Consider the following 25,055-nt stretch of genomic DNA (forward strand, 5'->3'; position numbering starts at 1 on the left):
TGCCTTGGCAGCAACCCGGGCCTACCATAGCCCCGATTCGACAGGAGGGGCAATTGCTGCACGCCGCCGTACACCAAGCACCGAAAAAAGCGCAACGGATCAGCCCCCTGCTGGGCCTGATCCTGCTGCTGGCGTTGCCGGCCTCCCATGCGGCGCCTCTGAGCATAGAGGAAGCCGACCAGATGCTGCGCGAGAACTCCGGCCTGCTCCACGCCGCGCGCCTGACGCGCGAAGCGCGTGAGCTCGAAGCCGAGGCGACGCGCTCGCTCTCGCTCCCCCAGGTCTCGCTGAACGCCTCCTACTCCCATCTCGAACGGCGCTACGAAGCCGATCTGTCGGCGATCACCGGACAATTGAACCAAGCGGTCGGCGCTATCGGTCAAGCGACCGGAGTGCCGCTGCCCGCCCTGCCCTCGTCGCTCGACTACACGTACAAGAACGAAGGCGTGCGCTCCTCGCTGAACTTCAACTGGATGCTCTACACCGGCGGCAAGATCAGCGCGACCCAGTCGCTGGCCCGCTCGCGCAAGGATGAAGCCGGTGCCGAAGAGCGCCATGCCGGCGAGAGCCTGACGACCAGGCTGGTCAGCACCTATTACGGCCTGCAGCTCGCCGAACACGCGCTCGCGGTGCGCCGCGCGGTTCGCGATGCGCTCGCCGAGCACCTGCATCAGGCCGAACGCTTCGAGAAGACCGGGCTGATCGCGCGCGCCGACCGGCTGCACGCCCAGGTCGCTTTTGATGAAGCCGGCCGCAACCTCGACAAGGCCGAAGACGATTGCGCGCTGGCCAGGGTTGCCCTGCGCCGCCTCATCGGCAGCACCGATGAAGTCGTCCCGACTTCGCCGCTCTTCCTGCAGAGCCAGCCGGTTGAAGCACTGGAACGCTGGACGGGCCACGGCCTCGCGGCCCATCCGGCGCTGGCCGTGCTCGACGCGAAGCACCAGCAGAGCCGGCAGATGGAAACAATCTCGTCCGCCGCGCTACTGCCCGAGGTCTTCGCATTCGGCTCCTACCAGTTCAACCGCCAGGCCCTGACCGTCGTCGAACCGGACTGGATCGTCGGGGTCGGCGTGCGCATCACGCTGCTCGACCGGCTCGACCGCGCCAGCATGATCGCGGCGAACCGCCGCCAGAGCTCAGGCGTCGAAGCCTACCGTCAGCAGATCAGCGATGACATCGCGACGCTGGTCGAGAAACGCTGGCGCGAAGTCGAACAGGCCCGCAAGCGCTTTCCGCAGCTCGAATCGGGCATCGCGCTCGCCGAGGAAAACGTCAAACTGCGCGAGAAGGGTTTCCGCGAAGGCCTGAGCACTTCGCTGGATCTCGTCGATGCCCGCCTCGCACTGGCGCGCGCCGAGATCGACCGCGCCCAGACCGCGCGCGACTACGATGTCGCGCTGGCCGAGCTGCTCGAAGCGAGCGGCCAGAGCGAACGCTTCTCCGAATTCGCTGCGCACGCGGACATCCGCATCGCGCGCCCCGTTCAGACCTCAGGAATCCATTGATGATCAAGAAGAAAGTCGTGCCGGCCACGTTGGGCGGCCTTCTCATCGTCGCGCTGATCGGCTGGGGCCTCTGGGCCACGACCCGCCCCCGCCCGCTGCCGATACAGGGTCAGATCGAATCGCGCAGCGTCGATGTCGCGAGCAAGATCGCCGGCCGGGTCAAGAGCGTGCTGGTCGAGGAAGGAACGAAGGTCGCCGCCAACCAGGCCCTGTTCGAGATCGAGAGCCCCGAGATCGCCGCAAAGCTGACCCAGGCGAACGCCGCCTTCGATGCGGCTTCGTCGATCAAGGACAAGGCTGAGGCTGGTGCGCGCAGCGAAGAGATCCGGATGGCCGAGCAGAACTGGCGCCGGGCGGTTGCCGGAGCCGAGCTCGCCGAGACCAGCGCCCGCCGCGTCGCGTCGCTGTACAAGGAAGGTCTGATCGCGCAGCAAAAGCACGACGAGGCCCAGACCCAGGCCAGCGCCGCGCGCGCCCAGGCCAATGCAGCGCTGGCCCAGTACGAGATGGCGAAGAACGGCGCGCGCAAGGAAGACCGCGCCGCGACCGCCGCCCAGGCGAGGCAGGCCGCCGGCGCCGTCTCGGAAGTCCAGGCTTACCAGCGCGAGACGAAGATCCTCGCCCCCGCCGCTGGCGAAGTCGCGAAACTACAGATCCACGCCGGCGAGATCGCGCCCCAGGGCTTCCCGGTCATCACACTCGTCGACCGCAGCGACAGCTGGGCGCTGTTCAACATCCGCGAAGACCAGCTGCCCCGCTTCCGCCAGGGCGCCACCTTCGACGCCGAACTGCCCGCGCTCGCAAAAACGATCCGCTTCAAGGTGACCTGGATCTCGGCTCAGCCCGAGTTCGCGACCTGGAAGAACGTCCGCGGCACCCAGGGCATCGACCTGCGCACTTTTGAAGTGCGCGCGAAGCCGCTCAAGGCCGAGCCTGAGCTGCGCCCCGGCCTGAGCGTGATCGTCCGCCCCTGATCGATGTTCGCAACCGCCTTCGCCCGCAGCCTGCGCCGCGAGCTCACGCACCTGACCCAGAACCGCTGGGATCGGGCGCTGCTGCTGTGGTTGCCACTCTTGACCGCGGTGATCCTGATCGCGGTCTTCTCGGCCGGGCAGATCCGCGAGCTGCCGATCGCGGTCCTCGACCATGATGATTCGGCGGCCTCGCGCCAGCTCGCCCGCCTCGTCGAAGCGGCGCCCGGCGTGCGGATCGCGGCGCGCTTTGCCGAGCGCGGCGAGGCGATCTCGGCGGTGCGCGCGCGCAAGCTCTACGGAATCCTTGAGATATCGGGCGATTTCGGACGCAAACTGAAGACCGGCCAGCAAGCCGACGTGCAGTTTTTCTACAATGCGCAGTTCGCGACCGCGGCCGGCATCCTCGCCCGCGACGTCCAGGCGGCCTGCCTGACATTCGGCGCCGGCGTACGCGTGCTCTCCCGCGACAAGCGCGGCGAGAACCCGATCGCCAGCGGCGAGAGCGCCCAGCCCGTCCGGACCCGCCTGTTCTCGGTCTTCAACGAGTCGATCGACTACCGGGTCTTCCTGGCCGGCTCGCTGTTCCCGGCCGTGCTGCAGATCTTCGTCATGGTCATCGGCGCGAGCGTCGTCGGCCGCGAGATCCGCGACCGCACGCTCGGCGAATGGCTGGATCACTGCGAGGGCTGCGCGAGCGGCGCGCTGGCGGGCAAGCTGACCCCGGCCGCACTGATCTATTCGCTCTGGGCCATCGCCTTCCTCGCAATCTGGAGCCATGCGGCGGGAGGACTGCCCGGCGCGAACCTCGCTCTGCTTGCGATCGGCATCCTCGCGATGGTCGCCGCCTATCTGCTGCTCGGCGCGTTCACGGTCGCCTCGTCGGCGAACCTGCGCAGCGCGCTGAGTTCGGCCGGCTTCTACACCGCCCCGGCCTTCGCCTATGTCGGCCAGACCTTCCCGCTGATGTCCATGCCCGTCGCGGCGAAGATCTGGGCCGCGATCCTGCCTCTGACCTGGTGGCTCAGGCTGCAGACCGAGCAGGGCCTGATGGACGCGCCGCTCCGCACTTCGCTGCAGCCCTTCTCGGTGCTGCTCGGCTTCGTGCTCTTCTCGGCGCCGCTGGCGATCCTGGCGCTGCGCCGCATCGCGGCCCAACCGCAGCGCTGGGGTGCCCGATGAGATTCTTCGCCGCCTTCTTCGCGACGCTGCGCGCCGCCTTCTCCGACGCAGGAGCGGTACTTCTGCTGCTGGTCGCTTCGCTCGCCTACTCGTTCTTCTATCCTTTCCCGTACGGCAGCGAGAAAGTCGAACAGGTCCCGGCCGCGATCGTCGATCTGGACGCGTCACCGCTGTCGCGCCAGCTCGCCCGGCTGATCCAGGCAAGCCCCCAGGTTCAGGCGATCGGCTATGGCGCTGACGCCCAGGCCGCCGAGAACGCGCTGAAAACCGGCGAGATCAGTGGCTTCGTGCTGATCCCCAAGGACTTCCAACGGGACGTCAAGCTCGGTCGCAAGCTCGAAGTGCTGGTCGCTGGCAACGCCGCCTATCCTCTGGTCAGCAAGGCTTTGATGTCGGGCGCGGCAGGCGCCGCGGGAACCCTGTCGGCCGCCGTCGACCTGCGCCGCTTCGAGAGCCGCAGAGCCTCGTCCCGGCAGGCTCTGGAGACCGCGGTGCCGGTCAACTACATCGCCAAGCCCTTGTTCAACACCGACGAAGGCTATGGCAGCTACGTCGTACCCGGCGTTGCGCCGCTGATCGTCCAGCAGACGCTGATCATCGGCATCTCGCTGCTCTTCGGGCTGTGGACCGAACTGCTCAGATCGACGACGACGCCTCTACCGGTGCGGCTACAGAAGAAGCCGGTCGCCGGCTTTCTGGGCCTGTGGAGCGCGTTCGCGCTGATCGGCTTCCTGAACACGCTGTACTTCTCGGGCTTTGTGTTCCACATCCAGGACTATCCGCAACACCCGGATCTCGTCGTGCTCTTCGTCTTCGCGGCGCTCTTCGCGCTCGCGATCAGCGCATTCGGCCTCTTCCTGGGCCATGTGTTCAACGAACGCGAGCGCGGCATGCAGACCCTGCTCTTCTCGTCGATTCCGATGCTCTTCGTGACCGGCTTCCCGTGGCCGACCGAATCGCAGCCCGAGCTGATCCAGTGGCTGCGCTGGATCATCCCCAGCACCGCGGGAATCCAGGGCGCTCTGGCAATCAACCAGCTCGGCGCGAGCTTTGCCGAAGTGCGCAGCGAGCTCTTCGCGCTGGCGCTGCACGCGCTCGTCTGGTCTCTGGCTGCGTACTGGCTTTTCCGCCGGCGCTGGCGCGCATCAAGATAGACAAGCCAGCCGACAAGCCGGAACGGATTGCGCGACAATCCCGGCTTTACCCCCCGCGAGACTTCGATGCCGGAAATCCTGATCCACGCCTTCAAGGACGCGCTGTTGATCATCGCGGCTCTGCTGCCCATCATCAACCCGCCCGGCGGCGCCCCCGTCTTCCTGCTCGCGACCCAGGGCGCATCGCCGCAGACCCGCGCCTTCCTGGCCCGCCGGATCGCGATCAACGCGTCCATCCTGCTGCTCGGAGCGATGTTCATCGGCTCCTATGTGCTGGCCTATTTCGGTATCTCGTCCGGGACGATCAAGGTCGCCGGCGGCCTGCTGGTCGCGTCGATCGGCTGGAAGATGCTGCAGACCGAGGACAAGCCCCACGAAGCCGCCGCGGCACCGGCAGACTGGAGCCGCCCTATCGCTGAGAAGCGCGCCTTCTATCCGCTGACTTTCCCGCTCTCGGTCGGCCCCGGCTCGATCGCGGTCGCGCTGACTCTGGGCGCCCGGGTCTATGCGGGCGGCTCGAAACCGCTGGGCGCGCCGATCAGCGCCGCGCTCGCGATCGCGGTGCTGGCGCTGGCGATCTACCTGTCCTTCCGCTTCGCCGACCGCGGCGTGCGCCTGCTCGGCGAGACCGGCACCAACGTGCTGCTCAGGCTCGCCGCCTTCGTGACGCTGTGCGTCGGCATCGAGATCTTCCAGGACGGCGCGGGCGAACTGCTGGCCCCGTGGCTGCCCCCCAGGCACTAACTTTGATTGACGGGAGGCTTTTTCAAGACAGGCTTCAAGCCTGTCTTGAAAACTCGACGATGTCGAAGGGGTGATCGTTGAACTCGTCGGCCTCGACGTGCCGGCGGGAGAGCTCTGTGAAGGGCTGGCCGGAGAGCGATGGGAAAAACGCATCGCCTTCGACGTCGGCGAGGATCTCGCTGATGAAGAGCCGGTCGGCGCGCGGCAGCGCCTCCGCGTAGAGCTGGGCGCCCCCGATCACGAAGACCCGCGCCGCGTCCGCGCAGACGGCGAGCGCTTCGTCGAGCGAATGAGTGATCTGCGCGCCTTCGCAGAGCAGATCCTTCTGGCGCGAGATCACGACATTGGTCCGTCCAGGCAGAGGCCGGCCCAGCGAATCCCAGGTCTTGCGCCCCATGATGACCGGACAGCCCAGGGTTGTCGCCTTGAAGTGGCGCATGTCCTCGCGCAGGCGCCAGGGCAGCGCGTTTTCGCGGCCGATCACGCCGTTGCGGGCGGCGGCGACGATCAGACAGAGTTCGGGATGTTTCATCGAGGTTCTCGGAAGCAGGGGTTACGCGAAGGCTGACTCAAATCAAACAAATAGTTACAATTTTTACAACTCATGTATCAAGGCCGAAATATTACAACAACATACCCGTTTATCCCGTCACTCAAGGCTGCCCCATTATAGGGGCAGAAAGAGCAAGCACCGAGGCGGCCTTGGCGTCGGGAAAAAACACGCTCCGCCCCAAAATCGCTCGTGCTAGGATCCGCGAAATTTTACGAGATGCGCGCCAGACGCATCCGTCAGAGGCAGACAAAGTTCCGTAGCCGCATCACGTGCCGGGTCTTCGACCGGGCTGCGCGTCGTGATGAACACGAGCACGGAAGGAAGACTGGAAAGCATGCTTTTCAAGCGTTTGCGCGCAACGCCTGCAGTCATTGCTGTGGCCTGCTGTGGCCAGCAGCGATGTTCCTCTGCCGTCCCTCGCCCATTCCCCCCCCGAATTTCTGTCGCCCGCTCGTCGGTCACGCACGCCCACGCCGCGTTCGCCACCGCTTCCGGCTCGGCCACAAACCCGCATTCTCAGCGTTCTCCCACCCCTCTGTTGTTCGCGATATCTGCCTCGGGTGACACCCGCCCCTGCTGCAGCAAACATCGTTACCTGCTGTACCGACCATGACCGATGGCCGGACACAGTGACGCGCCCACCGGCACGTCTCCCGCTTGACCCAACGGGTATCCGCCATACCCGTGTGAGCTTTCAAGGCGGACACCAACGATGGCCAGGCTGCGGGCCCGATAACAGATAAGAACCGGCAACAAGCCGGACACGACACCAAAGGAAATCTCGACATGCATTACCGCCTCAAGCCCATCGCGGCCTGTGTGGCCGCGCTGTTGGCCTTCACCCCGCAGCTAGGCGAAACGGCAAGCATTCCCGCCGCCCACGTCTATCACAATCACATGCCGAACTTCTGGCCGTTCTACGGCGTAGACGTCACGGCCACCTACAACGCTACCGCGGTCGGCTCCCCGATCCGCTACATGTACGACGGCCAGGTCATCAATCTGAAGAACAGCCCCCCGTCCGGCTACAGCTACTACCTGCCCTCTGCGCTGGGCGGCGCGATCATGCCGCACGACGATCTGGTCACCTACTACACACCGGACGCCAAAACCGGCGCCTACCAATGGTGGCCGCAGACTGTTGCCAGTGAGCTGAGCACCGCCTCCGGAGGCTCGGGCCAGATCCACGTCACGATGTCCGGCGCGGTGATCAACAACGTCAACAGCCTGGAAAACCTGCAGAACGTTGCCGGCTATACGAACCCGAGCTGGGGCACATCCTGGACCAACAGCTTCAACAGCCTGAAGACCACCAATGGCTATCGCGGTCTCGATACGATCCACTTCACCGGTCACCATTCGATGGGGCCTCTGGTCGGTCAGGACTACTTCCTGAAGGACCTGATCTATCAGAACGCGACGCTGGCCCAGTCCTACTTCCTGGGCAGCAGCTTCGTCTCGTCCAAGGGCTTCTTCCCGACCGAGTTGGGCTTCTCCGAGCGCCTGATTCCGACGCTCGCCAAGCTCGGCGTGCAGTGGGCTGTGATGGGCAACAACCACTTCTCGCGGACGCTGAAGGATTACCCGTACAGCACTTACGATCCGACCGGCGACACGCTGACTTCACCGCCCAACCGCGCCGACCTGCAGAACAGCTCGACGATCGGCAGCTGGGTCGCCAACGGCATGGCGCATGAGCAGCAAGTCATCGTCAACAAGTTCCCGTTTGCGTCGACGCCGCACTATGTTCGCTACGTCGATCCGACCACCGGAGCGGTCTCGCAGATCGCCGGCATCCCGGTCAGCCAGAACGGTTCCTGGGCCGAAGGCTGGGATGGCTCGACCACCGTCGACGAGTACGTGCCTTACACCGGGCTGGAGTCTCGCCAGTTCTTCGTCGTCGCGCACGATGGCGACAACTCGGGTGGCCGCGCCGGCTCACTCGACACCTGGCGTGCCGGCTACAACACCACCTGCACCGGCAATGGCTACTGCCAGGGGATTGACGAGTACCTGAAGGCCCATCCGATTCCGACCAGCGATGTGCAGCACGTTCAGGACGGCTCCTGGGTCGACACGCGCGACTCCTCGTCCGATCCGACCTGGTACCACTGGCACCTGCCCTTCATGATCTGGAGCGGTCAGTTCTCGGCCTTCAACACCGCCACCGGCTTGAACCTGGCGCCGAAGAAGACGCTCAAGGGCGTCGCCGAGGGGGCGACCGTTTCGTTCGAGTACGGCTGGCACTACCTCGAGCGCAATTTTGCGCTGCTTCAGGCGGCGCTGAACTACGCGAAGACCGCCGAGCAGATCTGGCTGGACGCTCACCCGAGCTACTGGTCGCCCTCGACAACAGCCGACAAGCAGGTCACTTACTCCGGCAATCAGCTCAACCCGTGGATGATTTCCTACCCGGTCAAGGGTGATGCGAGCAAGGACTACGTGGGCGGAGCCAACCCGGCCGAACTGGCCTGGTATTTCCTGCTGCCGGCGATGGACTCGGGCTTCGGCTACTACGACGAGAACAAGGACGACGACGTCAAACCGACGCTGGCGTTCAACAACTCGCTCGCCTTCGCCAAGCCCTACGTCGCGGCCAATCTCGCCAACGACAAGACCGGTCCTTCCGTATGGTGGCCGCAGCGCTATCCGTACAACCCGGGTTCGGTCAATGGGTCCAAGGCTGAAGGCTGGTCCATCCAGCACTACAGCAATGACTTCGCGATCTACACGTATGGCTACGACGTATCCGGCATCGCCAGTGCCAAGGTGATGGTTCGCACCCATGCCAGCAACAATATCGACGCCAGCGACGACACCTACAAGGTGTATGACCCGGCTGCGCTGGCCGGCAAAGCAGGGCTTTCGATCACTCCGGCCAATGTCGGCGCCTGGACCGCCTACCCGATGCAGGTGCGCGACCTCAAGCCGGTCATGAACGGCGTCGACTGGAATGCCAACGTCAAGGCGACGATGCAGGTTCTGCCGGCCCAGGAGATCGGCAATCTGTATTACTCGTACATCTCGGCCTACCGCAACCAGCTGCTCGACTACTACGTCGAGATGACCGACACGAAGGGCAACGTCAGCAAGAGCGAGATCCAGCAAGTCTATGTCGGCGCCGGCACCTATACCGCGACGAGTTCAGGATCCGGCTTCGTCGAAGACGTCAACGGCACCGTGAAGGGCGTATACCCCTTCCTGGTCAGCGACACGACGCCGCCCAGCGTCCCGGGAACTCCGCTCGCCGGCACCACGACCGATACCAGCGTGGCCCTGAGCTGGACGGCCTCGACCGACAACATCGCGGTCACCGGCTACGAGATCTACCGTAACGGCACGCTGGTCGGCACCTCGACGACCAACAGCTACAGCGACAGCGGCCTCTCCGCATCGACGGCCTACACCTACCAGGTGCTGGCCTACGACGCGGCGGGCAACAAGTCGGCCAAGAGCGCCAGCCTGACGGCGACCACGCTGCCGCCCGACACGATCGCTCCGACCGTCCCGGGCAATCCGGTCTCGACCGCGACGACCGCCAGTTCGACGACGCTCGGCTGGACGGCTTCGACCGATAACTATGCGCTCGCCGGCTACCGCGTCTATCGCGATGGCGCTCTGGTCGCCACGGTCAAGACGCTCTCCTACACCGACACCGCGCTGACGCCCGCGACGACCTACAGCTACACCGTGCTCGCGTTCGATGCGGCTGGCAACGCCTCGGCGGTCTCGGCCGCCACCAAGGTGACGACGCTAAACGGCAACGTCGCGACCGTGTTCTACAAGGTTCCGACAACCTGGTCCTCGGTCTATCTGCACTACGCCCCGACCGGCGGCACCTGGACCACTGTGCCAGGCGTCGCGATGAGCAGCGCCTGTAGCGGCTGGAACAGCTATACGGTCAATCTGGGCAGTGCCACCGGGCTCGCCGCCGCGTTCAACAACGGCTCGGGCACCTGGGACAACAACAGCAGCAAGAACTACAGCCTGGGCATAGGGATCTCCGCGATCAGCGGCGGCGCCGTCACCACCGGCGCCAACCCCTGCCCGGTCGATCCGACGCCGCCGACCGTCCCGACCAATCTCGCCGCGACCAGCAACACCGCGAGCAGCGTCACGCTGGGCTGGACAGCCTCGACCGACAACGTCGCGGTGACCGGCTACAAGATCCTGCGCAACGGCACCCAGATCGGCACCAGCACCACGGCCAGCTATACGGACGGCACAGTCGCGGCGGGCACCAGCTACAGCTATACGGTGATCGCCTACGACGCAGCAGGCAACGTCTCGGCGGCCAGCTCCGCGCTAACGCTGAAGACGCCCCCGGGCAACTCCGCAACGGTGTACTACAAGCCCGCTTCGAGCTGGAGTTCGGTCAATATCCACTACGGCATCAACGGCAGCTGGACGACCTCGCCCGGCGAAGCGATGACGCTGGCCTGTACCGGTTGGTATGCGAAGACGATCGCGCTGGGCAGCTACACGGCTCTGGCGGCCACCTTCAACAACGGCTCCGGCACCTGGGACAACAACAGCAGCAAAAACTACAGCCTGAGCACCGGAATTTCATCGGTCAGCGGCGGCGCCATCACCACCGGCGTCAGCCCCTGCGTTCCGGACACGACGCCACCGAGCACGCCTGACGGCCTCGTCAAGGGAACGGTCAGCTCGACCAGCGTCGCTCTGAACTGGACCGCCTCGACCGACGACGTCGCAGTGACCGGCTACAAGGTCTTGCGCGACGGCACCCAGATCGGCGTCAGCACCACCGCGAGCTATACGGACGGCACGGCCGTTGCGGGCAAGACATACAGCTACACGGTGATCGCCTATGACGCCGCCGGCAATGTGTCCTCGGCCAGCACCGCGCTGTCGGTAACGACTCCGATCTGCAGCACGGTCAGCGTCAGCTTCACGATCGCCAATGCGAATACCGTCACCGGCCAGAACCTCTACGTCGTCGGCAATCAGACGGCACTGGGCAACTGGACTCCGGCCAGCGGCTTCGCGCTGACGATACAGGGCAGCGGCGCTAACGTCCCCTGGACAGGCACCGTGAGCCTCCCCCTGGGCACCGCCGTCCAGTACAAGTATGTGAAATGGAACGGCAGTACCCCAGTCTGGGAAACCAATCAGAGCACGACAAGCGGCAACCGTGAGCTGACGACCTCCTCGACCTGCGGCGCGCAGACCGCAGCGGACGGCAACTTCAAGTTCTAAGGCAGGAGCCGGGGTGATCCGCAAGGCTCACCCCGGCAACAGAAGGAATCCAGGCAACCATGCAGCATTCAGCGCTCAACAAAGCCAGCAGGGGCTTCACCCTGCTCGAACTCCTGGTCGTCGTCGCGATCATCGGCATGCTGGCCGCTTTCGTCGGCCCCCGAGTATTTGGCCACGTCAGCAAATCGGAAATCACGACCGCGAAAGCCCAGATCGAAGCCTTTTCGCACGCGCTCGATGCGTACCGGCTCGATGTCGGCACTTACCCCGATGGCAAGCTCGGTCTTGCCGCGCTGATCAGCCGCCCGGCCGATACCCCACGCTGGAACGGACCCTACCTGCAGAAGGCGATTCCCCTCGATCCCTGGGGGCATCCCTATCAATACACGTTTCCCGGCAGCAAACACGAGTACGACCTGATCTCTTTCGGTCGTGACGGAGTCCCCGGTGGAAACGGCGACGACGCCGACCTCGGCAACTGAGCGGAAGCGAAGATGCAGTTCGAAGTTCGCGCGCTGGCGGTCGACCGCTACGACACCCTGATCGTCGACGCCCTTGATGCGGCGGATGCGCGGCGCATCGTCGAGGCCCGCCAGCTGCAAGCGGTCAGCGTGCGCCCGCTAGGCAGCCACCTCGCCCGTCGCAGCCCCGCTTTCGAGCTCGCGCTCTTCTCGCAGGAACTGGCCGAGCTACTCGACGCTGGGCTCGAAGTGGTCGAGGCCGTCGACACGCTGGCCGCCCGCGAGAACGATGGCGAGCGCGCCCGCCTCTGCGCCTTTCTGGTCGCGCGCCTGCGCGAAGGCATCAGCTTCTCGGCCGCGCTCGAACAGGCCGGGGATCAGTTCCCGCCTCTTTACACGGGCCTGATCCGCGCCGCGGAAAAGACCAGCGACCTGCACGGCGCGCTGTCCCGCTACCTCGAATACCGCAGCCGCTTCGACGCGCTGCGCGCGAAGATCACCAGCGCGTTGATCTACCCGGCCATCCTGATCAGCGTCGGCGGAGCGGTCTGCCTCTTCCTGCTCGGCTACGTCGTCCCCCGCTTCGCAACGGTCTATCGGGGCAGCGGGCGCAACCTTCCGTGGCTCTCGCAGTGCATGCTCGACTGGGGAGAGCTGATCGCCGGGCACCGCGGCTTGGCCGGCCTGTGTCTGCTGGGCACGCTGCTGACCGGCGGCAGCCTGCTGCTGCACGCGTGGCGGCAAGGCCGGATCGAGGCTGCGCTCGCCCATGTGCCCGGCGTCGGCCGGCGCATCGCGCTCTTTCGCCTCTCCCTGCTCTACCTGACCCTGGGCACGCTGCTCAACGGCGGAATGCCCATCGTATCGGCGCTGGATCTCGCCGAGGGGGTCTTGCCTGAGCCGATGCGCCCGAGACTCCGGGCGATGGTGGCAGCGCTGCGCCGCGGCGAGTCGATCTCCGGCGCGCTCGAGCGCCATGGCCTGTCGACGCCGGTTTCGCTGCGTCTGCTGCGCGCCGGCGAAGGTTCGGGCCGCATCGGCGAGATGTTCGTGCGCACCGCGCGCTATCACGATGGCGAACTCGCCCGCTGGCTGGAACGCTTTTCCAAACTCTTCGAACCGCTGCTGATGACCGCGATCGGCGTCGCGGTCGGCGTCATCGTCGTGCTGCTCTACCTGCCCATCTTCGACCTCGCCGGGAGCCTGCAGTGAACGCCAGGAATGAACTCGCTCTCGATCCGCAAGCGCTCGCCCTGGCGCGCCGGGAAGCCACCGCCCAGGCGCGCCCCACTCTCGCCGTGCTGCACGAGAAACTGGGCCTGGACGAGCGCGAACTGCTCCGCCAGCTGGCCGCCTCGCTGCACTACCGCTATTTCGAGACGCCGCAGATCCTGTCCTCCAGCCCCGACTTCTCGGCGATCCCGCTCGCTCAGGCTCTGCACCACGGCTGCCTGCCGCTGTACACCGAGCTGTGTCGCTGGGTGCTCTTCGCCGATCCCTTCGACGCCGACCTGCTCGACTGGCTGCACGCCCGCGCGCCCGCTGCGCGGCTCGCCCTCGCCACCGACGGAGATATCCGGGCCACGCTGCAGCGGATCGAGTCGGAGATGCGGGCGCTCAATGCCACTATGAGCCATACGGACCGCGGCGAGAGTGCGGGGCAGAGCGGCGAGGAGCTCTCGCTGGTCTCGATCGCCGAGGACAGCAGCCCGGTCGTGCGCCTGGTCAACTCGACGCTGTACGACGCGCTCAAGAGCGGCGCCAGCGACATCCACTTCGAGACCACGGCGAGCGGCATGGAGGTCAAGTACCGGATCGACGGCGTGCTGGACCTCGCGACCTCGGTGGCTGACAACTCGGTCGCCGAACAGGCCATCTCGCGGATCAAGGTGCTGGCCGAGCTCGACATCGCCGAGCGCCGGGTTCCCCAGGATGGGCGCTTCCGCGTCACGGTGGCCGGGCGCAGCACCGACCTGCGCGTCTCGATCATGCCCAGCATCCACGGAGAGGATGCGGTGCTGCGCATCCTCGACAAGCGTCAGCTCGTGCCCTCGGGCGGGCGGCTGACCCTCGATCTGCTCGGCTTTGAAACCGGCGACCTCGAGACCATCCGTCGCCTCGCCGACGAACCCTATGGCATGTTGCTGGTCACCGGGCCGACCGGCAGCGGCAAGACCACGACGCTCTACGGCGCGATCTCCGAGACCTGGACCGGTCGCGACAAGATCATCACGATCGAGGACCCGGTCGAATACGAGCTGGCCGGAGTGCTGCAGATCCCGGTCAACGAGAAGAAGGGGCTCTCCTTCGCACGCGGCCTGCGTTCGATCCTGCGCCATGACCCGGACAAGATCATGGTCGGCGAGATTCGCGATGCCGAGACCGCCGAGATCGCGGTTCAGTCGGCACTGACCGGCCATCTGGTGCTCTCGACCGTCCATGCGAACAGCGTCTTCGACGTCTTCTCCCGCTTTGCCCACATGGGCGTCGATCCTCACGCGCTGGCCTCCGCGCTCAACGGCATATGGGCCCAGCGCCTGCTGCGCACCGTCTGTCCGAACTGCGCCACCGCCATCGAGGCGGATGCGACGCAACGAAAACGCCTGGGGCTCACCGACGCGATGCTCGACGGCGCCCGCCTGGTCCTGGGGCGAGGCTGCGGCGACTGCCGCGGCACGGGCTACCGCGGGCGGCGCGCGATCGCCGAAATCCTGCTGATGACCGACCCGCTGCGCGAGCTGATCACCGAACAGGCTTCGATCGTCCGGATCAAGGAAGCGGCCCGCCGCGCAGGCACCCGCTCGCTGCGCGATGCGGCGCTCGCGCTCGCGCTGCGCGGCGAAACCACCATCGAGGAAGTCCTGAGGGTAACTTTGCAATGATCAAACCCTTGATCCCCCGCCATCTGCTGCTGAGCATCAGCCCGGGAAGGCTCGAAGCGCGTCTGCTCGAAACCCGTCTCATCGGCCGACCGCCCCGCCTCGTGGCCTGTCATAGCAGCCCCCTCTCAAGCGAGCTCGACCTGGGCAATGCGATCCCTGCGGCACTCTCGGGCCTGCCGCAAACTCCGCGGCGCACGCGGGTCGTGCTCTCCGACACCTTCTGCCGCTATTTCATGCTGACGCGCCCGCAGGGCACGGCCCGCCGCAGCGAGCTCGAAGCCGCGATGCAGCTGCGCCTGCGCAGCCTGTTCGGCGAAGACCCCGAGCATTGGATGCTGAGCGCCGACGCTCGCCTCTTCAACCGGGAGGATCTGGTCTGCGCGCTGCCCCGCGCCTTCCATCAGAATTTGCTCGCCGCGCTGGACGCGGCGAATCTGTCGCTGCTGAGCCTGCGCCCCTACTGGGTCAGCTGCTGTGCCGATCGCGCCAGGCAGCGCCGGCGCGGACGCCATTGGCTGCTCGCCGCCGATGCGGATGCTCTGACTCTGGGCCTGTTCGAAGACGGTCGCTGCCGCGCGGTGTGCAGCCGACGGCGGACCGACGAGGACTCCGACCTGCAGGCTTTCCTGAGCCGCGAGCAAGTGCTCTTCCCCGCCCCGCCGGAGGAGCCGGGCGACACGCTCTGGCTGTACGGCGCCGCCGCGGTTCAGAGCCTGAAAACCCCAGTCACCGAAGGGGGGCCGCAGCAACGCATCAGGACTCCGGGGGCTTTCGGCAGCGAGGCGGCGGTATGAGTCAGGTACTCATAGACTTTGCGCCCCACCGGAGCGTCTCCGCAATCGCCAGCGCGGCGCTGGCACTGCTCGCCTGCCTGCTCCTTGTCTGGCAGTGGCGGCAGCAGACGCTGACTCTGAGCGCGCTGCGCGAGGAGGCGGCACGGATTCAGGCGCGCGGCGAAGTGCCGCCGAGCGAACGACGGGCCACGCCCGCTCCGCTGCCGAAGTCGAGCGCCGAGGCGATCAACTCGGCGATCGCCAGCCTCAACGTGCCCTGGCCGAAGCTGCTGGCGGCGGTCGAGGACAGCCGCCCGGAAAACGTTTGGCTGCTCTCTCTGGCCGCCAACCCGGACAAGCGCAGCCTGAAGCTGCAAGCCGAAGCGCTGGACGACAAGCCACTCTATGAGTTCGCCCAGGCGCTCGAATCCACCGGCGATTTTTCCCGGCTTGAGCCGCTGGATCAGCAGAAAACCGACGCCGAACAAGGTGGCCGAGTGCGTCTGAGCCTGGAGGCGACATGGCAGCCTTGAAGTTTGCACCGCTGCGTCTGGCTTTTGAACTGCTGCTCGCCCGTCACGGCGCGATCGCTGCGCTGGCCCTGCTTGCCGGTGGCTTCGCCGCGGTGCTGGCGAGCAGCGTCCTGCCCCCTCTGAGCGATTCCATCCGTGTCGAGCAGCGCAGGATAGTCTGGCTCGGCCACCGCCCGCCGCCTCCGGCGCTCCACCGGGAGCCAAAGCAGGCAAGCCCGCTGCACGCCTTCGAGGCCGTCCTGGCTCAACCCGAGGACAGGATCCGTATCGTCCACGACGTATGGGACAGCGCCACGCCCGCGGGAGTCCATCTCGATCGTGCCGAATACCGCGGTGAAGCCCCGGGGCCAGGAGGCTTCGGTCGCCTGCGCCTACGCCTTCCTGTCAGAGGCAGCTACCCCGCGATCAAACACTATGTCTTCGCACTGATGGCCCGCCACCCGGGGCTGGCGCTGGAACGCATCGATCTGAGCCGTGACGACCCGGGTCAGGAGCTCGTCGAGGCTCAGTTGCAGTTCTCGCTGCTGATGAAAGGTGATGATGAACGATAAATACCGTCGCTCCCTGCTGATCGCGGGCTTCGCGCTGAGCGCCGGTCTGGTCCTCTGGGATCGCAGCGGTCCGGCCCATGCGATCGAGGCACCGAGCAAGCCGGTCACGGCCGCTTCGGCGCCTCCGCCCGCGCCGGTGACTCGGACGCCCCAGAACCACTCCGCGCCGCCCATCGATGAGCTGGCCCCCCGTTCCATCTATACCGCCACCGACGCCAATGCCTTCGGCGCGCCCAAACCCAAACCCCTGCCACCACTTCCGCCTCCGCCGCTCCCCCCACCGCCGAGCGCGCCGCCTCTGCCCTTTCGCTATATCGGCAAGCAGTTCGCAGGCGGGGCCTGGGAAGTCTATGTCGCGAAACCCGACCGCACGCTGGTCGTGCACTGCGGCGATGTCCTCGATCAGCAATACAAAGTGGAAGCGATCTCGCCTCCCACGCTCGTGCTGACCTATCTACCGATGAATCAAAAGCAGCTCTTGCAGATCGGTGCCCCTCTCAATGATTAAGCCTCTCACGCTTCGCCCTCTCGCGGTCGCCCTGCTCTGCCTATCGCTCGCCGCCTGTGCGGGCTCCCTGCATTTTCGCGAAGCCTCATCGCTGCTCGAGAAAGGCCAGCACGAAGCGGCACTGAAGCAGTACCGCGAAGCGCTCGCCGCCGAGCCCAACAATGCCGAATACCGCATCACCTATCTGCGCACCCGCGACGCACTGGTGAGCCTGAGGCTGGAGCAGGCCGAAGCGGCCCTGCGCGCGGGCCGCGCAGGCGAAACGGCCGCGCTGTACAAGCAGATCCTCGCCATCTCCGACAACGAAGCGCGAGCGCTCGATGGGCTGCGCAGGCTGGACCGCGACAGTCGCCATGCCCAGTACATTGCCGAAGCCGAGGGGGAGCTCAAGCGCGGCGGACTGGATGCGGCTCAGTCCAGGCTGCGCCTGGTGCTGACGGAAAACCCGGACAACGAGGCGGCGCGGGCACTCCAGCGCAATATCGAGGGCTGGCGCGGCACCCCGAAGCTCAGCGGCGAAGCGAGGCTGGCGGCCGCTCTGCACAAACCCGTATCGATCGAATTCCGCGATGCCCAGCTGCGCGAGATCTTCGAAGTGCTGTCGCGCTCTTCCGGCCTGAACTTCGTCCTCGACCGCGACGTGCGGGGCGATCAGCGCACGACGATCTTCCTGCGCAACGCCACCGTTGCCGATGCGCTCTCGCTGACCCTGGCGACCAACCAGCTCGAACGCCGCGTGCTCGACGAGCACTCCGTGCTGATCTACCCGAACACGCCGGCCAAGGCGCACAGCTATCAGGCGCTGTCGGTCAAGACTTTCACCTTCAACAATGCCGACGCGAAGACGGTCGCCAACACGATCCGGACGATACTGAAGAGCCGCGATGTCGTCGTGCTCGAACGCCAGAACGCGCTGATCTTGCGCGACACGCCCGAGGCGATCCGGATGGCCGAGCGCATCGTCGCGCTGCACGACACCCCCGAGCCTGAAGTGATGCTCGAAGTCGAAGTGCTGGAGGTGCAGCGCACCCGCCTGCTCAACCTCGGCGTGCAATACCCCGCTCAGGTTTCTCTGGCTCCGCTGGCGAGTTCCAGCACCAGTTCCAGCGCGGGCACCCTGACACTGCACGATCTGCTCCATCTGAACACCGGCCAGGTCAAGGCCAGCCTTGACCCGGTCACGGTCTCGGCCACCCACAACGTCGGCGACGTCCGCATCCTGGCCAACCCCCGCATCCGCGTCATCAACCGCGAGAAGGCCCAGGTCATGGTCGGGCAGAGGGTCCCGACGGTCACGACCACGACGACCTCGACCGGATTCGCGGCGAACTCGGTGCAATACCTCGACGTGGGCCTGAAGCTCAACGTCGAGCCGACGATCACCCCGGATGGCGATGTCTCGATCCGGATGTCGCTCGAAGTCTCCAGCGTCACCAGCACCAGCAAACTGAGCGACGGCACCACCACCTATGAGCTGGGCACCCGCAGCGCCAGCACGCTGCTGCGCCTGCACGATGGCGAGAACCAGGTTCTGGCCGGCCTGATCAACGATCAGCAGACCGGCACCAGCAACCGCATTCCGGGCCTGGGTGATCTGCCGGTGCTCGGACGGCTGTTCGGCTCTCAGTCCGACAATTCGACGCAGTCGGAGATCGTGCTGTCGATCACCCCGCGCATCGTCCGGCCAGCCCTGCGCCCGAGCGCCGAACTACAGGAATTCGAGTCGGGAACCGAAGCGAGCCTGCGCTCGCTGACCACCGCGACCGAGGGTGCCCCCTCCGACGTCTATCCCCCGCCCCCGCCACCGACGCCTCAGGCTCAGCTCGATCAAATGAGTGCCCAGCCTCCCACCGCGACCGAGAAGCCCGGAAATGGCACGCACTGAATGCAGGCGCGGCTTCACACTGATCGAACTGCTGGTCACGCTGGCGATCTTGGCGCTGCTCGCCTCGCTGGCGCTGCCGGTCGCCCAGATCGCTGTGCAGCGCGCGCAGGAAGCCGAGTTGCGCCGCAACCTGCGCGAGATCCGCGATGCGATCGATGCTTACAAACAGGCCTGGGACGATGGCCGGATCCAACACGGCGCCCGCGATTCCGGCTATCCGGCCACTCTCTCCGTGCTGGTCGCAGGCGTCACCGATGCGCTCGCGCCCAAGGGACCCAAGCTCTATTTCCTGCGCCGACTTCCCCGCGACCCGATGGCGGACAAGCCGGCGCTGTCCGCGGAGCAGACCTGGCTGACGCGCTCCCACGCGAGCGATCCCGACTCACCTCAACCGGGAGAAGACGTGTTCGACGTTTTTTCATCCTCATCGGCGACCGGCCTCGATGGCCGGCCCTACCGGCAATGGTGAGCCGCCGCCGCAAAAGCGGTTTCACGCTGATCGAACTGCTGGTGGTCCTGGCGATCGTCAGTCTGCTGCTGACGATCGCACTGCCGCGCTATTTCGCGAGCATGGACAGGGCTCGCGAGCGCGTACTGGTCGAAAATCTGCGCGTCACCCGCGATGCGATCGGCAAGTTCTACAGCGATCGACTGCGCTATCCGGATTCGCTGGACGAACTGGTGGATCAGCGCTATCTGCAGAAACTCCCCTACGACCCCGTGCTGGACAAGGACCAGGGCTGGATCCTCGTCCAACCGAGCCCACCGGCGCGCGGCGGCGTCGCCGATCTGCACAGCGCCGCGCCCGGGGCCGGCATCGACGGCCGCGCGTTTTCCGATCTGTGATCCGGCCCATGCGACGCGCCCGCGGCTTCACCTATCTCGCGCTGCTGATCTTCATCGCGGTGATGAGCTTCGCTTCGGTGCTGACTCTGGAGGTGGCCGAGACGAGCGCGCAGCGCAGCGCCGAAGCCGAGCTGGGGGGGATCGGTCGCGAATTCAACCGCGCCTTCGCGGCTTATTACCGGCTCGCCCCGGAGGGTGCAGTCCGCTTTCCCTCCCGGCTGGAGGATCTGCTGCTCGATCCCCGCGTGCCGGCCAAGCGTCGCTTCCTGCGCCGCCTCTACGCCGATCCGCTGAGCGGTCGCCGCGAATGGGGCACGATCCCAGCCCCCGGCGGAGGCATCATGGGCGTATACAGCCTCGCCAAGGGCACGCCGCGCCGCCACCTCGGACACCTGATGCCTGGCCCCTACCCTTCGGCCTTCCAGGCCAGAGGCTATGCAAAATGGGTCTTCGGCTACAACCCGATGGCGCCGGCCACGACGCAGGCCTCGGCCCCGGTTCAACGATGAGACGGCGTCAGACGGCCACCGGCGCGGAGATCGCGGGATGGGGGTCGTAGCCTTCGAGCGTGAAATCCTCGAAGCGGAAGGCGAACAAGTCCCTGACCTCCGGGTTCAGGACCATCGTCGGCAGCGGTCGCGGCTCGCGCGAGAGCAGCAGCTTCGCCTGATCGAGGTGGTTCAGGTAGAGGTGCGCGTCCCCGAGCGTGTGGATGAACTCTCCGGGCGCATAGCCGCAGACCTGGGCCAGCATCATCGTCAGCAACGCGTAGGAAGCGATGTTGAAGGGCACGCCGAGGAAGATGTCCGCGCTGCGCTGGTAGAGTTGGCAGGACAGCCGGCCATCGGCGACGTAGAACTGGAACAGCGCGTGACAGGGCGGCAACGCCATGTCCTTCACTTCGCCGGGATTCCAGGCGCTGACCAGATGGCGGCGCGAATCGGGGTTCTTCTTCAGTGCTTCGACGAGCTCGGCGATCTGGTCGATCTCCTGGCCGTCGGCGCAGGTCCAGTGCCGCCACTGCTTGCCATAGACAGGGCCGAGCTCGCCGGCCTCATCGGCCCACTCGTCCCAGATCGAGACACCGTTCTCCTTCAGGTAGCGGATGTTGGTGTCGCCGCGCAGAAACCACAGCAGCTCATGGATGATCGAGCGCAGGTGCAGCTTTTTCGTCGTGACGACCGGAAAGCCCTTGGCGAGGTCGAATCGGGACTGCCAGCCGAAGACCGACAGCGTTCCTGTGCCGGTCCGGTCATCCTTGCGATGGCCTTGTTCGAGCACATGGCGCATCAGATCGTGGTATTGCTGCATGAAAAAACCGTAAAGATAGCGACGAAGATCCTATTGTACCGGCATGCCGTTCGCTGATGCGCTTGCCGCAAACCGGCCACCAGCAGTTAGAATTGCCAAGCATTGTGCTGAGGCGAGAGATGCCCAAGTTTCACCCTGACCGAACCGTTCTCGTGCTGACCGAGCACAGGGATCTGCAGCGGGTTCTGACCGAGCTGACCGCGATGACCCCGGAGGCGGGTCTGCGCGAAGCCGCGGACTGGATTGAAACGCTGCCCCCGACGGACAGCGATGGCATCGCCGACACCCTGAACGCTCTCGCCAGCCTCAGCGAGTGCGTTCAGCCCCATCTGCGCCAGATCACCGCGAGCTTCGTCGCCGCGAGCCTCGCCCGCAACCTCGGGCGGCACGCGCTGTGGCGCCTCGCGCGCCGCTATGCGGATATGCTCGCCGGGCGTTATGCCGAACTCCTTCAGATACTCGAAGAGCTGGCTTCACCCCCCGCCGGGCTGCTGACCGAAGTCGTCGTGCGCCTGATGCGGGTCTGCTGCGTCGCGCAGAAACTCGACGCGCTGCACTACACCCCCTGCGAGCCGGCCCACTGGGCGTTGCTCGGCCGCGCCTGGCGCCTCGCCGAAGCGCACGGAGTCGGCAAACGCCCGGTCCGGATACGGATCAACCGGCCGACCGAGACGACTTTCGAGACCGAGTACCTGCGCAGCGTCGCACTCGCGAGCGCCGCGCTCGAAGAGCTGGACGAAGCGCAGATCGATCAGACCGCGCGGCTGATCCATTACGTTCTGCCCTCGCTGAGGCTGGATCCGCACCCCAACTCCACCGCCCTGCTCTGGATAAATCCCGCCCAGGGCACGGCTCCGGCGTCGATGACCCGACTCCCCGATACCCCGCCCTCTGGCGCACTCTATTTCGGCAGCGGCGGCGCCGTCGCGACGCTGACCGAGATGGAAAAACTGATGCGCGAAGGCATGATCCCCACCGCGATCGGCCTGGAAGGACAAGGGGCGGCACTCAGGTTCCCCCCTCTGCTTCGCCATCTGATCCGTCACTGGTCGGGCCAAGCCCCGGTACGCCGCCACCGCCGCTACCCCTTGACCGGGAAAATCCGCGTGCTGAACGGCGTCGAAGCGCTGACCGACCAGCTGGGCGGAGAAGTGAGTCCGCAGGTCGCGCTCTGGGACCAGATCGACGCGAGCATGCAGGGCGTCGGAGCCGAAGTCCCGAGCACCGAGGCCGCCAACCTGCTGGTCGGGACGATGCTCGGACTGCACTCCGAGGAAGGAGATCACTGGATCGTCGGCGTGCTCAGACGCCTGAGCCGACAGAAGAGCGGGACGACCCGGATCGGCATAGAACTTCTGAGCTGGCGTCCGCTCTCGGCGCGCGCCGATGACGGCGTCCGGCAGACCCGGGTGCTACTGCTCGACCCGTTGCACCAGGGCGGAAAAGTCCGACTGGCGCTACCGATCGCGGTGTTCCGCAGCGAAGCGCCGCTCTTCCTGATCGCCGGCTCCAGAACGATCAAGCTTGGCTCGCCCGCCCTCGTCGAACGCGGGCTGGATTACGAGATCCGCAGCTATGTGGTCGGCGCCGGAACCGAAGACCAAGGCGAACACTGATGAGGCAGCAAACTCGGTGACGCCGGCTTCGCCGCGATCGGGTACAATCGCTCACCCTTCAACCAGCGGTTCGGAATGAAGATCACAGCCCTAGATTTCGAGCAAGCCATCGCGGAACTCGAAAGCAAGATCGAAGAACTCCGTTATGTGCAGGACGATTCAGCCGTGGACATCTCGGAGGAGATCGCACGTCTGGAAGTCAAGCGTCAGGCACTGACCAAAGACATCTACAGCAAGCTCACGCCTTGGCAGATCGCCCAGGTCGCCCGCCATCCGCAGCGCCCCTACACGCTCGACTATGTCGAGCACCTCTTCACCGATTTTGAAGAGCTGCACGGCGATCGCGGCTTCGCCGACGACAAGGCGATCGTCGGGGGCCTGGCCCGCTTCAATGGCCAGCCCTGCATGGTGATCGGCCACCAGAAAGGTCGCGACACCAAGGAGAAGATCCTCCGCAACTTCGGCATGCCCCGGCCCGAGGGCTATCGCAAGGCCGAGCGGCTGATGCGCCTCGCCGAGAAGTTCGGCATGCCGATCTTCACCTTCGTCGACACTCCGGGCGCGTATCCGGGCATCGGTGCCGAGGAGCGCGGACAGTCCGAAGCGATCGGTCGCAACCTCTATGTGATGGCCGAACTCAAGGTCCCGCTGATCTGCACGATCATCGGCGAGGGCGGCTCGGGCGGCGCATTGGCAATCGCGGTGGGCGACTCCCAGCTGATGCTGCAGTACTCGACCTACTCGGTGATCTCGCCCGAAGGCTGCGCGTCGATCCTGTGGAAGAGCGCAGAAAAGGCACCCGAAGCAGCCGAAACGATGGCAATCACCGCGGCCAGGCTCAAATCCCTGGGCCTGATCGACAAGATCGTCAACGAACCGATCGGTGGCGCGCACAGCGATCACAAGGCGATGGCCCAAACCCTGAAGCGTGCGCTGACCGATGCGCTGCGCCAGGCATCAAGCCTCACCGAAGCCGACCTGCTCGCCCGCCGCTTTGAACGTCTGATGAGCTATGGCCGCTTCAAGGAGCAGGCTCTCGCCTGATCTCGCTCAGCGGGTCGCCGAGCGGCTCGCCCCGCTCCTGCTTCCCGGCCAGCGCCTCGCAGTCGCCTTCAGCGGCGGTCTCGACTCGACCGTGCTGCTCCACCTGATGGCGATGCTCGCGCCGCGCTTGGGCATCACCGTCGACGCGATCCACGTCGCTCACGGCCTGCAGAACGCAGCACTCGCCTGGCCCGAACACTGCCGCAGCGTCTGCGCCGAGCTGGGCGTGCCCTTGCGCTGCGTTGCGGTCGATGTCGACAGGGCAAACCCGCAAGGCCTCGAAGCCGCAGCCCGCACCGCCCGCCACGAAGCACTGCGCGCTCAGGGCGCGGACTGGATCGCGCTCGCACACCACCGCGCCGACCAGGCCGAAACCCTGCTTCACCGACTGAGCCGCGGCGCAGGCGTCGCCGGAGCGGCGGCGATGCGCGAGCTCGACTGCCGCGGCGCGCCGCTGCTGCGCCCGCTCCTCAGCGAGCCGCGCGCTGAACTCGAAACCTGGGCCAGAGCACATGGACTGCGCTGGATCGAAGATCCGAGCAACACCGACCTGCGCTTCAGCCGCAACTTCATCCGCCACGAAATCCTCGCACCGCTCAAGGCCCGCTTCCCGGGCGCCGAAGCGGCGCTGGCCCGCGCCGCGACTCACTTCAATGAGGCTCAGAGCCTGCTCGAAGAGCTCGCCGAAGAGGATCTCGCCCGGGTCCGCGTCGGCCGCTGCGCATCGCTCGCGGCACTCAAGGCGCTCTCGCCGGCACGGCTCGCCAACCTGCTCCGCCATCGCCTCGCTTGCCGCGACCTGCCCGCGCCCGATGCGAGTCAGCTCCACGAGCTGATGCGCCAGCTCGCGGCGAGCGCCGCGCCGCGGCGAATCCGCTTCCCGCTGTGGGCGCTGTGTGTAGAAGACGACCAGGTCTGGATCGAGGCATCGGCCCTCCCCGAGCCCGGCGCTGACGGCGAATGGGATCTCGCTGCGCCGCTCAGCTGGGGCGTCGCCCATCTGATCCCGACCGATTCGAAGGCCGGCCCGCTCGTGCTGCGCGCACGCTCCGGCGGCGAGAAGATCCGCCCCGACGCGCGCCGTCCGGCCCGCGACCTCAAGCGCTTGGCCCGCGAAGCCGGCATCCCGCCGTGGTGGCGGGAGCTGATCCCGGTGATCTGGCAGCAGGGGCGCGCGATCGGCTGGGGCCCGTTCTTCGACGCCAGCCTCGCCGCACCGCCCTGCCGGATCGAGCTACCCGAGCGCTTCTTTTAAAAGCTTCGCCACGGATTGCGCGGATAGACGCGGATCGCCCCTCGCGGAAGTGGCCGAT

At 66.2% G+C, this 25,055-nt stretch carries 22 protein-coding genes; 20 read left to right on the plus strand and 2 right to left on the minus strand.

The window, feature by feature from the left end; translation table 11 throughout:
- Positions 1-53 precede the first annotated feature (53 nt).
- The 5 genes from ACHFB9_RS12540 (at position 54) to ACHFB9_RS12560 (ending at position 5,559) form a co-directional block, all read left to right on the plus strand.
- Positions 54-1,508 carry a TolC family protein gene (locus ACHFB9_RS12540; RefSeq protein ID WP_417067549.1) on the plus strand — a complete coding sequence of 485 codons (1,455 nt, stop codon included), beginning with the start codon at positions 54-56 and terminating at the stop codon, positions 1,506-1,508.
- The gene (locus ACHFB9_RS12545) at positions 1,508-2,482 is read left to right on the plus strand and encodes an HlyD family secretion protein (protein WP_417067550.1); all 975 of its coding nucleotides are present in this window, start codon (positions 1,508-1,510) and stop codon (positions 2,480-2,482) included. Before ACHFB9_RS12540 ends, ACHFB9_RS12545 begins: the two co-directional genes overlap by 1 nt.
- Positions 2,483-2,485: 3 nt before the next feature.
- The gene (locus ACHFB9_RS12550) at positions 2,486-3,661 is read left to right on the plus strand and encodes an ABC transporter permease (RefSeq protein ID WP_417067552.1); all 1,176 of its coding nucleotides are present in this window, start codon (positions 2,486-2,488) and stop codon (positions 3,659-3,661) included.
- On the plus strand, positions 3,658-4,815 hold the full coding sequence (locus tag ACHFB9_RS12555; RefSeq protein WP_417067553.1) for an ABC transporter permease: 1,158 nt from the start codon (positions 3,658-3,660) through the stop codon (positions 4,813-4,815). Before ACHFB9_RS12550 ends, ACHFB9_RS12555 begins: the two co-directional genes overlap by 4 nt.
- 66 nt (positions 4,816-4,881) lie before the next feature.
- On the plus strand, positions 4,882-5,559 hold the full coding sequence (locus tag ACHFB9_RS12560; protein WP_417067554.1) for a MarC family protein: 678 nt from the start codon (positions 4,882-4,884) through the stop codon (positions 5,557-5,559).
- Positions 5,560-5,593: 34 nt separating this feature from the next.
- On the opposite strand, the gene ACHFB9_RS12565 is transcribed toward ACHFB9_RS12560, so the two are convergent.
- Complete coding sequence (locus ACHFB9_RS12565) at positions 5,594-6,091, minus strand: dihydrofolate reductase (RefSeq protein ID WP_417067555.1); 498 nt, start codon at positions 6,089-6,091, stop codon at positions 5,594-5,596.
- 807 nt (positions 6,092-6,898) lie between these two features.
- Here ACHFB9_RS12565 and ACHFB9_RS12570 point away from each other — a divergent pair.
- The 12 genes from ACHFB9_RS12570 to ACHFB9_RS12625 are packed head-to-tail and all read left to right on the plus strand — an operon-like array spanning position 6,899 to position 20,280.
- Positions 6,899-11,332, plus strand: coding sequence for a carbohydrate binding domain-containing protein (locus tag ACHFB9_RS12570; RefSeq protein WP_417067556.1), 4,434 nt, complete (start codon positions 6,899-6,901; stop codon positions 11,330-11,332).
- A 59-nt stretch (positions 11,333-11,391) separates the two neighbouring features.
- The gene (gene gspG, locus ACHFB9_RS12575; protein ID WP_417067557.1) at positions 11,392-11,814 is read left to right on the plus strand and encodes a type II secretion system major pseudopilin GspG; all 423 of its coding nucleotides are present in this window, start codon (positions 11,392-11,394) and stop codon (positions 11,812-11,814) included.
- Between the two features lie 12 nt (positions 11,815-11,826).
- On the plus strand, positions 11,827-13,005 hold the full coding sequence (locus ACHFB9_RS12580; protein ID WP_417067558.1) for a type II secretion system F family protein: 1,179 nt from the start codon (positions 11,827-11,829) through the stop codon (positions 13,003-13,005).
- The gene (locus tag ACHFB9_RS12585) at positions 13,002-14,675 is read left to right on the plus strand and encodes a GspE/PulE family protein (RefSeq protein WP_417067559.1); all 1,674 of its coding nucleotides are present in this window, start codon (positions 13,002-13,004) and stop codon (positions 14,673-14,675) included. Before ACHFB9_RS12580 ends, ACHFB9_RS12585 begins: the two co-directional genes overlap by 4 nt.
- Positions 14,672-15,469 (plus strand): hypothetical protein, encoded by a 798-nt coding sequence (locus ACHFB9_RS12590; protein ID WP_417067560.1) that lies wholly within the window; start codon positions 14,672-14,674, stop codon positions 15,467-15,469. The genes ACHFB9_RS12585 and ACHFB9_RS12590 overlap by 4 nt, the downstream gene beginning before the upstream one ends.
- Positions 15,466-15,981, plus strand: coding sequence for a hypothetical protein (locus ACHFB9_RS12595; RefSeq protein WP_417067561.1), 516 nt, complete (start codon positions 15,466-15,468; stop codon positions 15,979-15,981). The genes ACHFB9_RS12590 and ACHFB9_RS12595 overlap by 4 nt, the downstream gene beginning before the upstream one ends.
- The gene (locus ACHFB9_RS12600) at positions 15,969-16,532 is read left to right on the plus strand and encodes a hypothetical protein (protein ID WP_417067562.1); all 564 of its coding nucleotides are present in this window, start codon (positions 15,969-15,971) and stop codon (positions 16,530-16,532) included. The genes ACHFB9_RS12595 and ACHFB9_RS12600 overlap by 13 nt, the downstream gene beginning before the upstream one ends.
- Entirely contained in the window at positions 16,519-17,040 is a 522-nt protein-coding gene (locus ACHFB9_RS12605) for a hypothetical protein (RefSeq protein WP_417067563.1), read from the plus strand. The genes ACHFB9_RS12600 and ACHFB9_RS12605 overlap by 14 nt, the downstream gene beginning before the upstream one ends.
- Positions 17,033-18,925 carry a secretin N-terminal domain-containing protein gene (locus ACHFB9_RS12610; protein ID WP_417067565.1) on the plus strand — a complete coding sequence of 631 codons (1,893 nt, stop codon included), beginning with the start codon at positions 17,033-17,035 and terminating at the stop codon, positions 18,923-18,925. Before ACHFB9_RS12605 ends, ACHFB9_RS12610 begins: the two co-directional genes overlap by 8 nt.
- A complete protein-coding gene (locus ACHFB9_RS12615) occupies positions 18,912-19,394 on the plus strand; it encodes a type II secretion system protein (protein ID WP_417067567.1) in 483 nt (160 codons plus the stop codon). Before ACHFB9_RS12610 ends, ACHFB9_RS12615 begins: the two co-directional genes overlap by 14 nt.
- Positions 19,388-19,771: a type II secretion system protein gene (locus ACHFB9_RS12620; RefSeq protein ID WP_417067569.1), complete on the plus strand. Its 384-nt coding sequence runs from the start codon at positions 19,388-19,390 to the stop codon at positions 19,769-19,771. The genes ACHFB9_RS12615 and ACHFB9_RS12620 overlap by 7 nt, the downstream gene beginning before the upstream one ends.
- An 8-nt stretch (positions 19,772-19,779) precedes the next feature.
- A complete protein-coding gene (locus ACHFB9_RS12625; RefSeq protein ID WP_417067570.1) occupies positions 19,780-20,280 on the plus strand; it encodes a type II secretion system protein in 501 nt (166 codons plus the stop codon).
- Positions 20,281-20,287: 7 nt separating this feature from the next.
- Here ACHFB9_RS12625 and ACHFB9_RS12630 read toward each other — a convergent pair whose 3' ends face one another.
- Positions 20,288-21,082, minus strand: coding sequence for a thymidylate synthase (locus tag ACHFB9_RS12630; protein ID WP_417067572.1), 795 nt, complete (start codon positions 21,080-21,082; stop codon positions 20,288-20,290).
- 119 nt (positions 21,083-21,201) lie between these two features.
- On the opposite strand from ACHFB9_RS12630, the gene ACHFB9_RS12635 reads away from it, so the two are divergent.
- From ACHFB9_RS12635 to tilS, 3 genes are all read left to right on the plus strand, one after another.
- Positions 21,202-22,698, plus strand: a complete 1,497-nt coding sequence (locus ACHFB9_RS12635) for a hypothetical protein (RefSeq protein WP_417067573.1) — start codon at positions 21,202-21,204, stop codon at positions 22,696-22,698.
- Between the two features lie 75 nt (positions 22,699-22,773).
- Positions 22,774-23,742, plus strand: a complete 969-nt coding sequence (locus ACHFB9_RS12640; protein WP_417067574.1) for an acetyl-CoA carboxylase carboxyltransferase subunit alpha — start codon at positions 22,774-22,776, stop codon at positions 23,740-23,742.
- On the plus strand, positions 23,711-24,997 hold the full coding sequence (gene tilS, locus ACHFB9_RS12645) for a tRNA lysidine(34) synthetase TilS (RefSeq protein WP_417067575.1): 1,287 nt from the start codon (positions 23,711-23,713) through the stop codon (positions 24,995-24,997). The genes ACHFB9_RS12640 and tilS overlap by 32 nt, the downstream gene beginning before the upstream one ends.
- Positions 24,998-25,055 lie beyond the last annotated feature (58 nt).

This window comes from Niveibacterium terrae (assembly GCF_048213115.1).
Classification (GTDB): domain Bacteria; phylum Pseudomonadota; class Gammaproteobacteria; order Burkholderiales; family Rhodocyclaceae; genus Niveibacterium; species Niveibacterium terrae.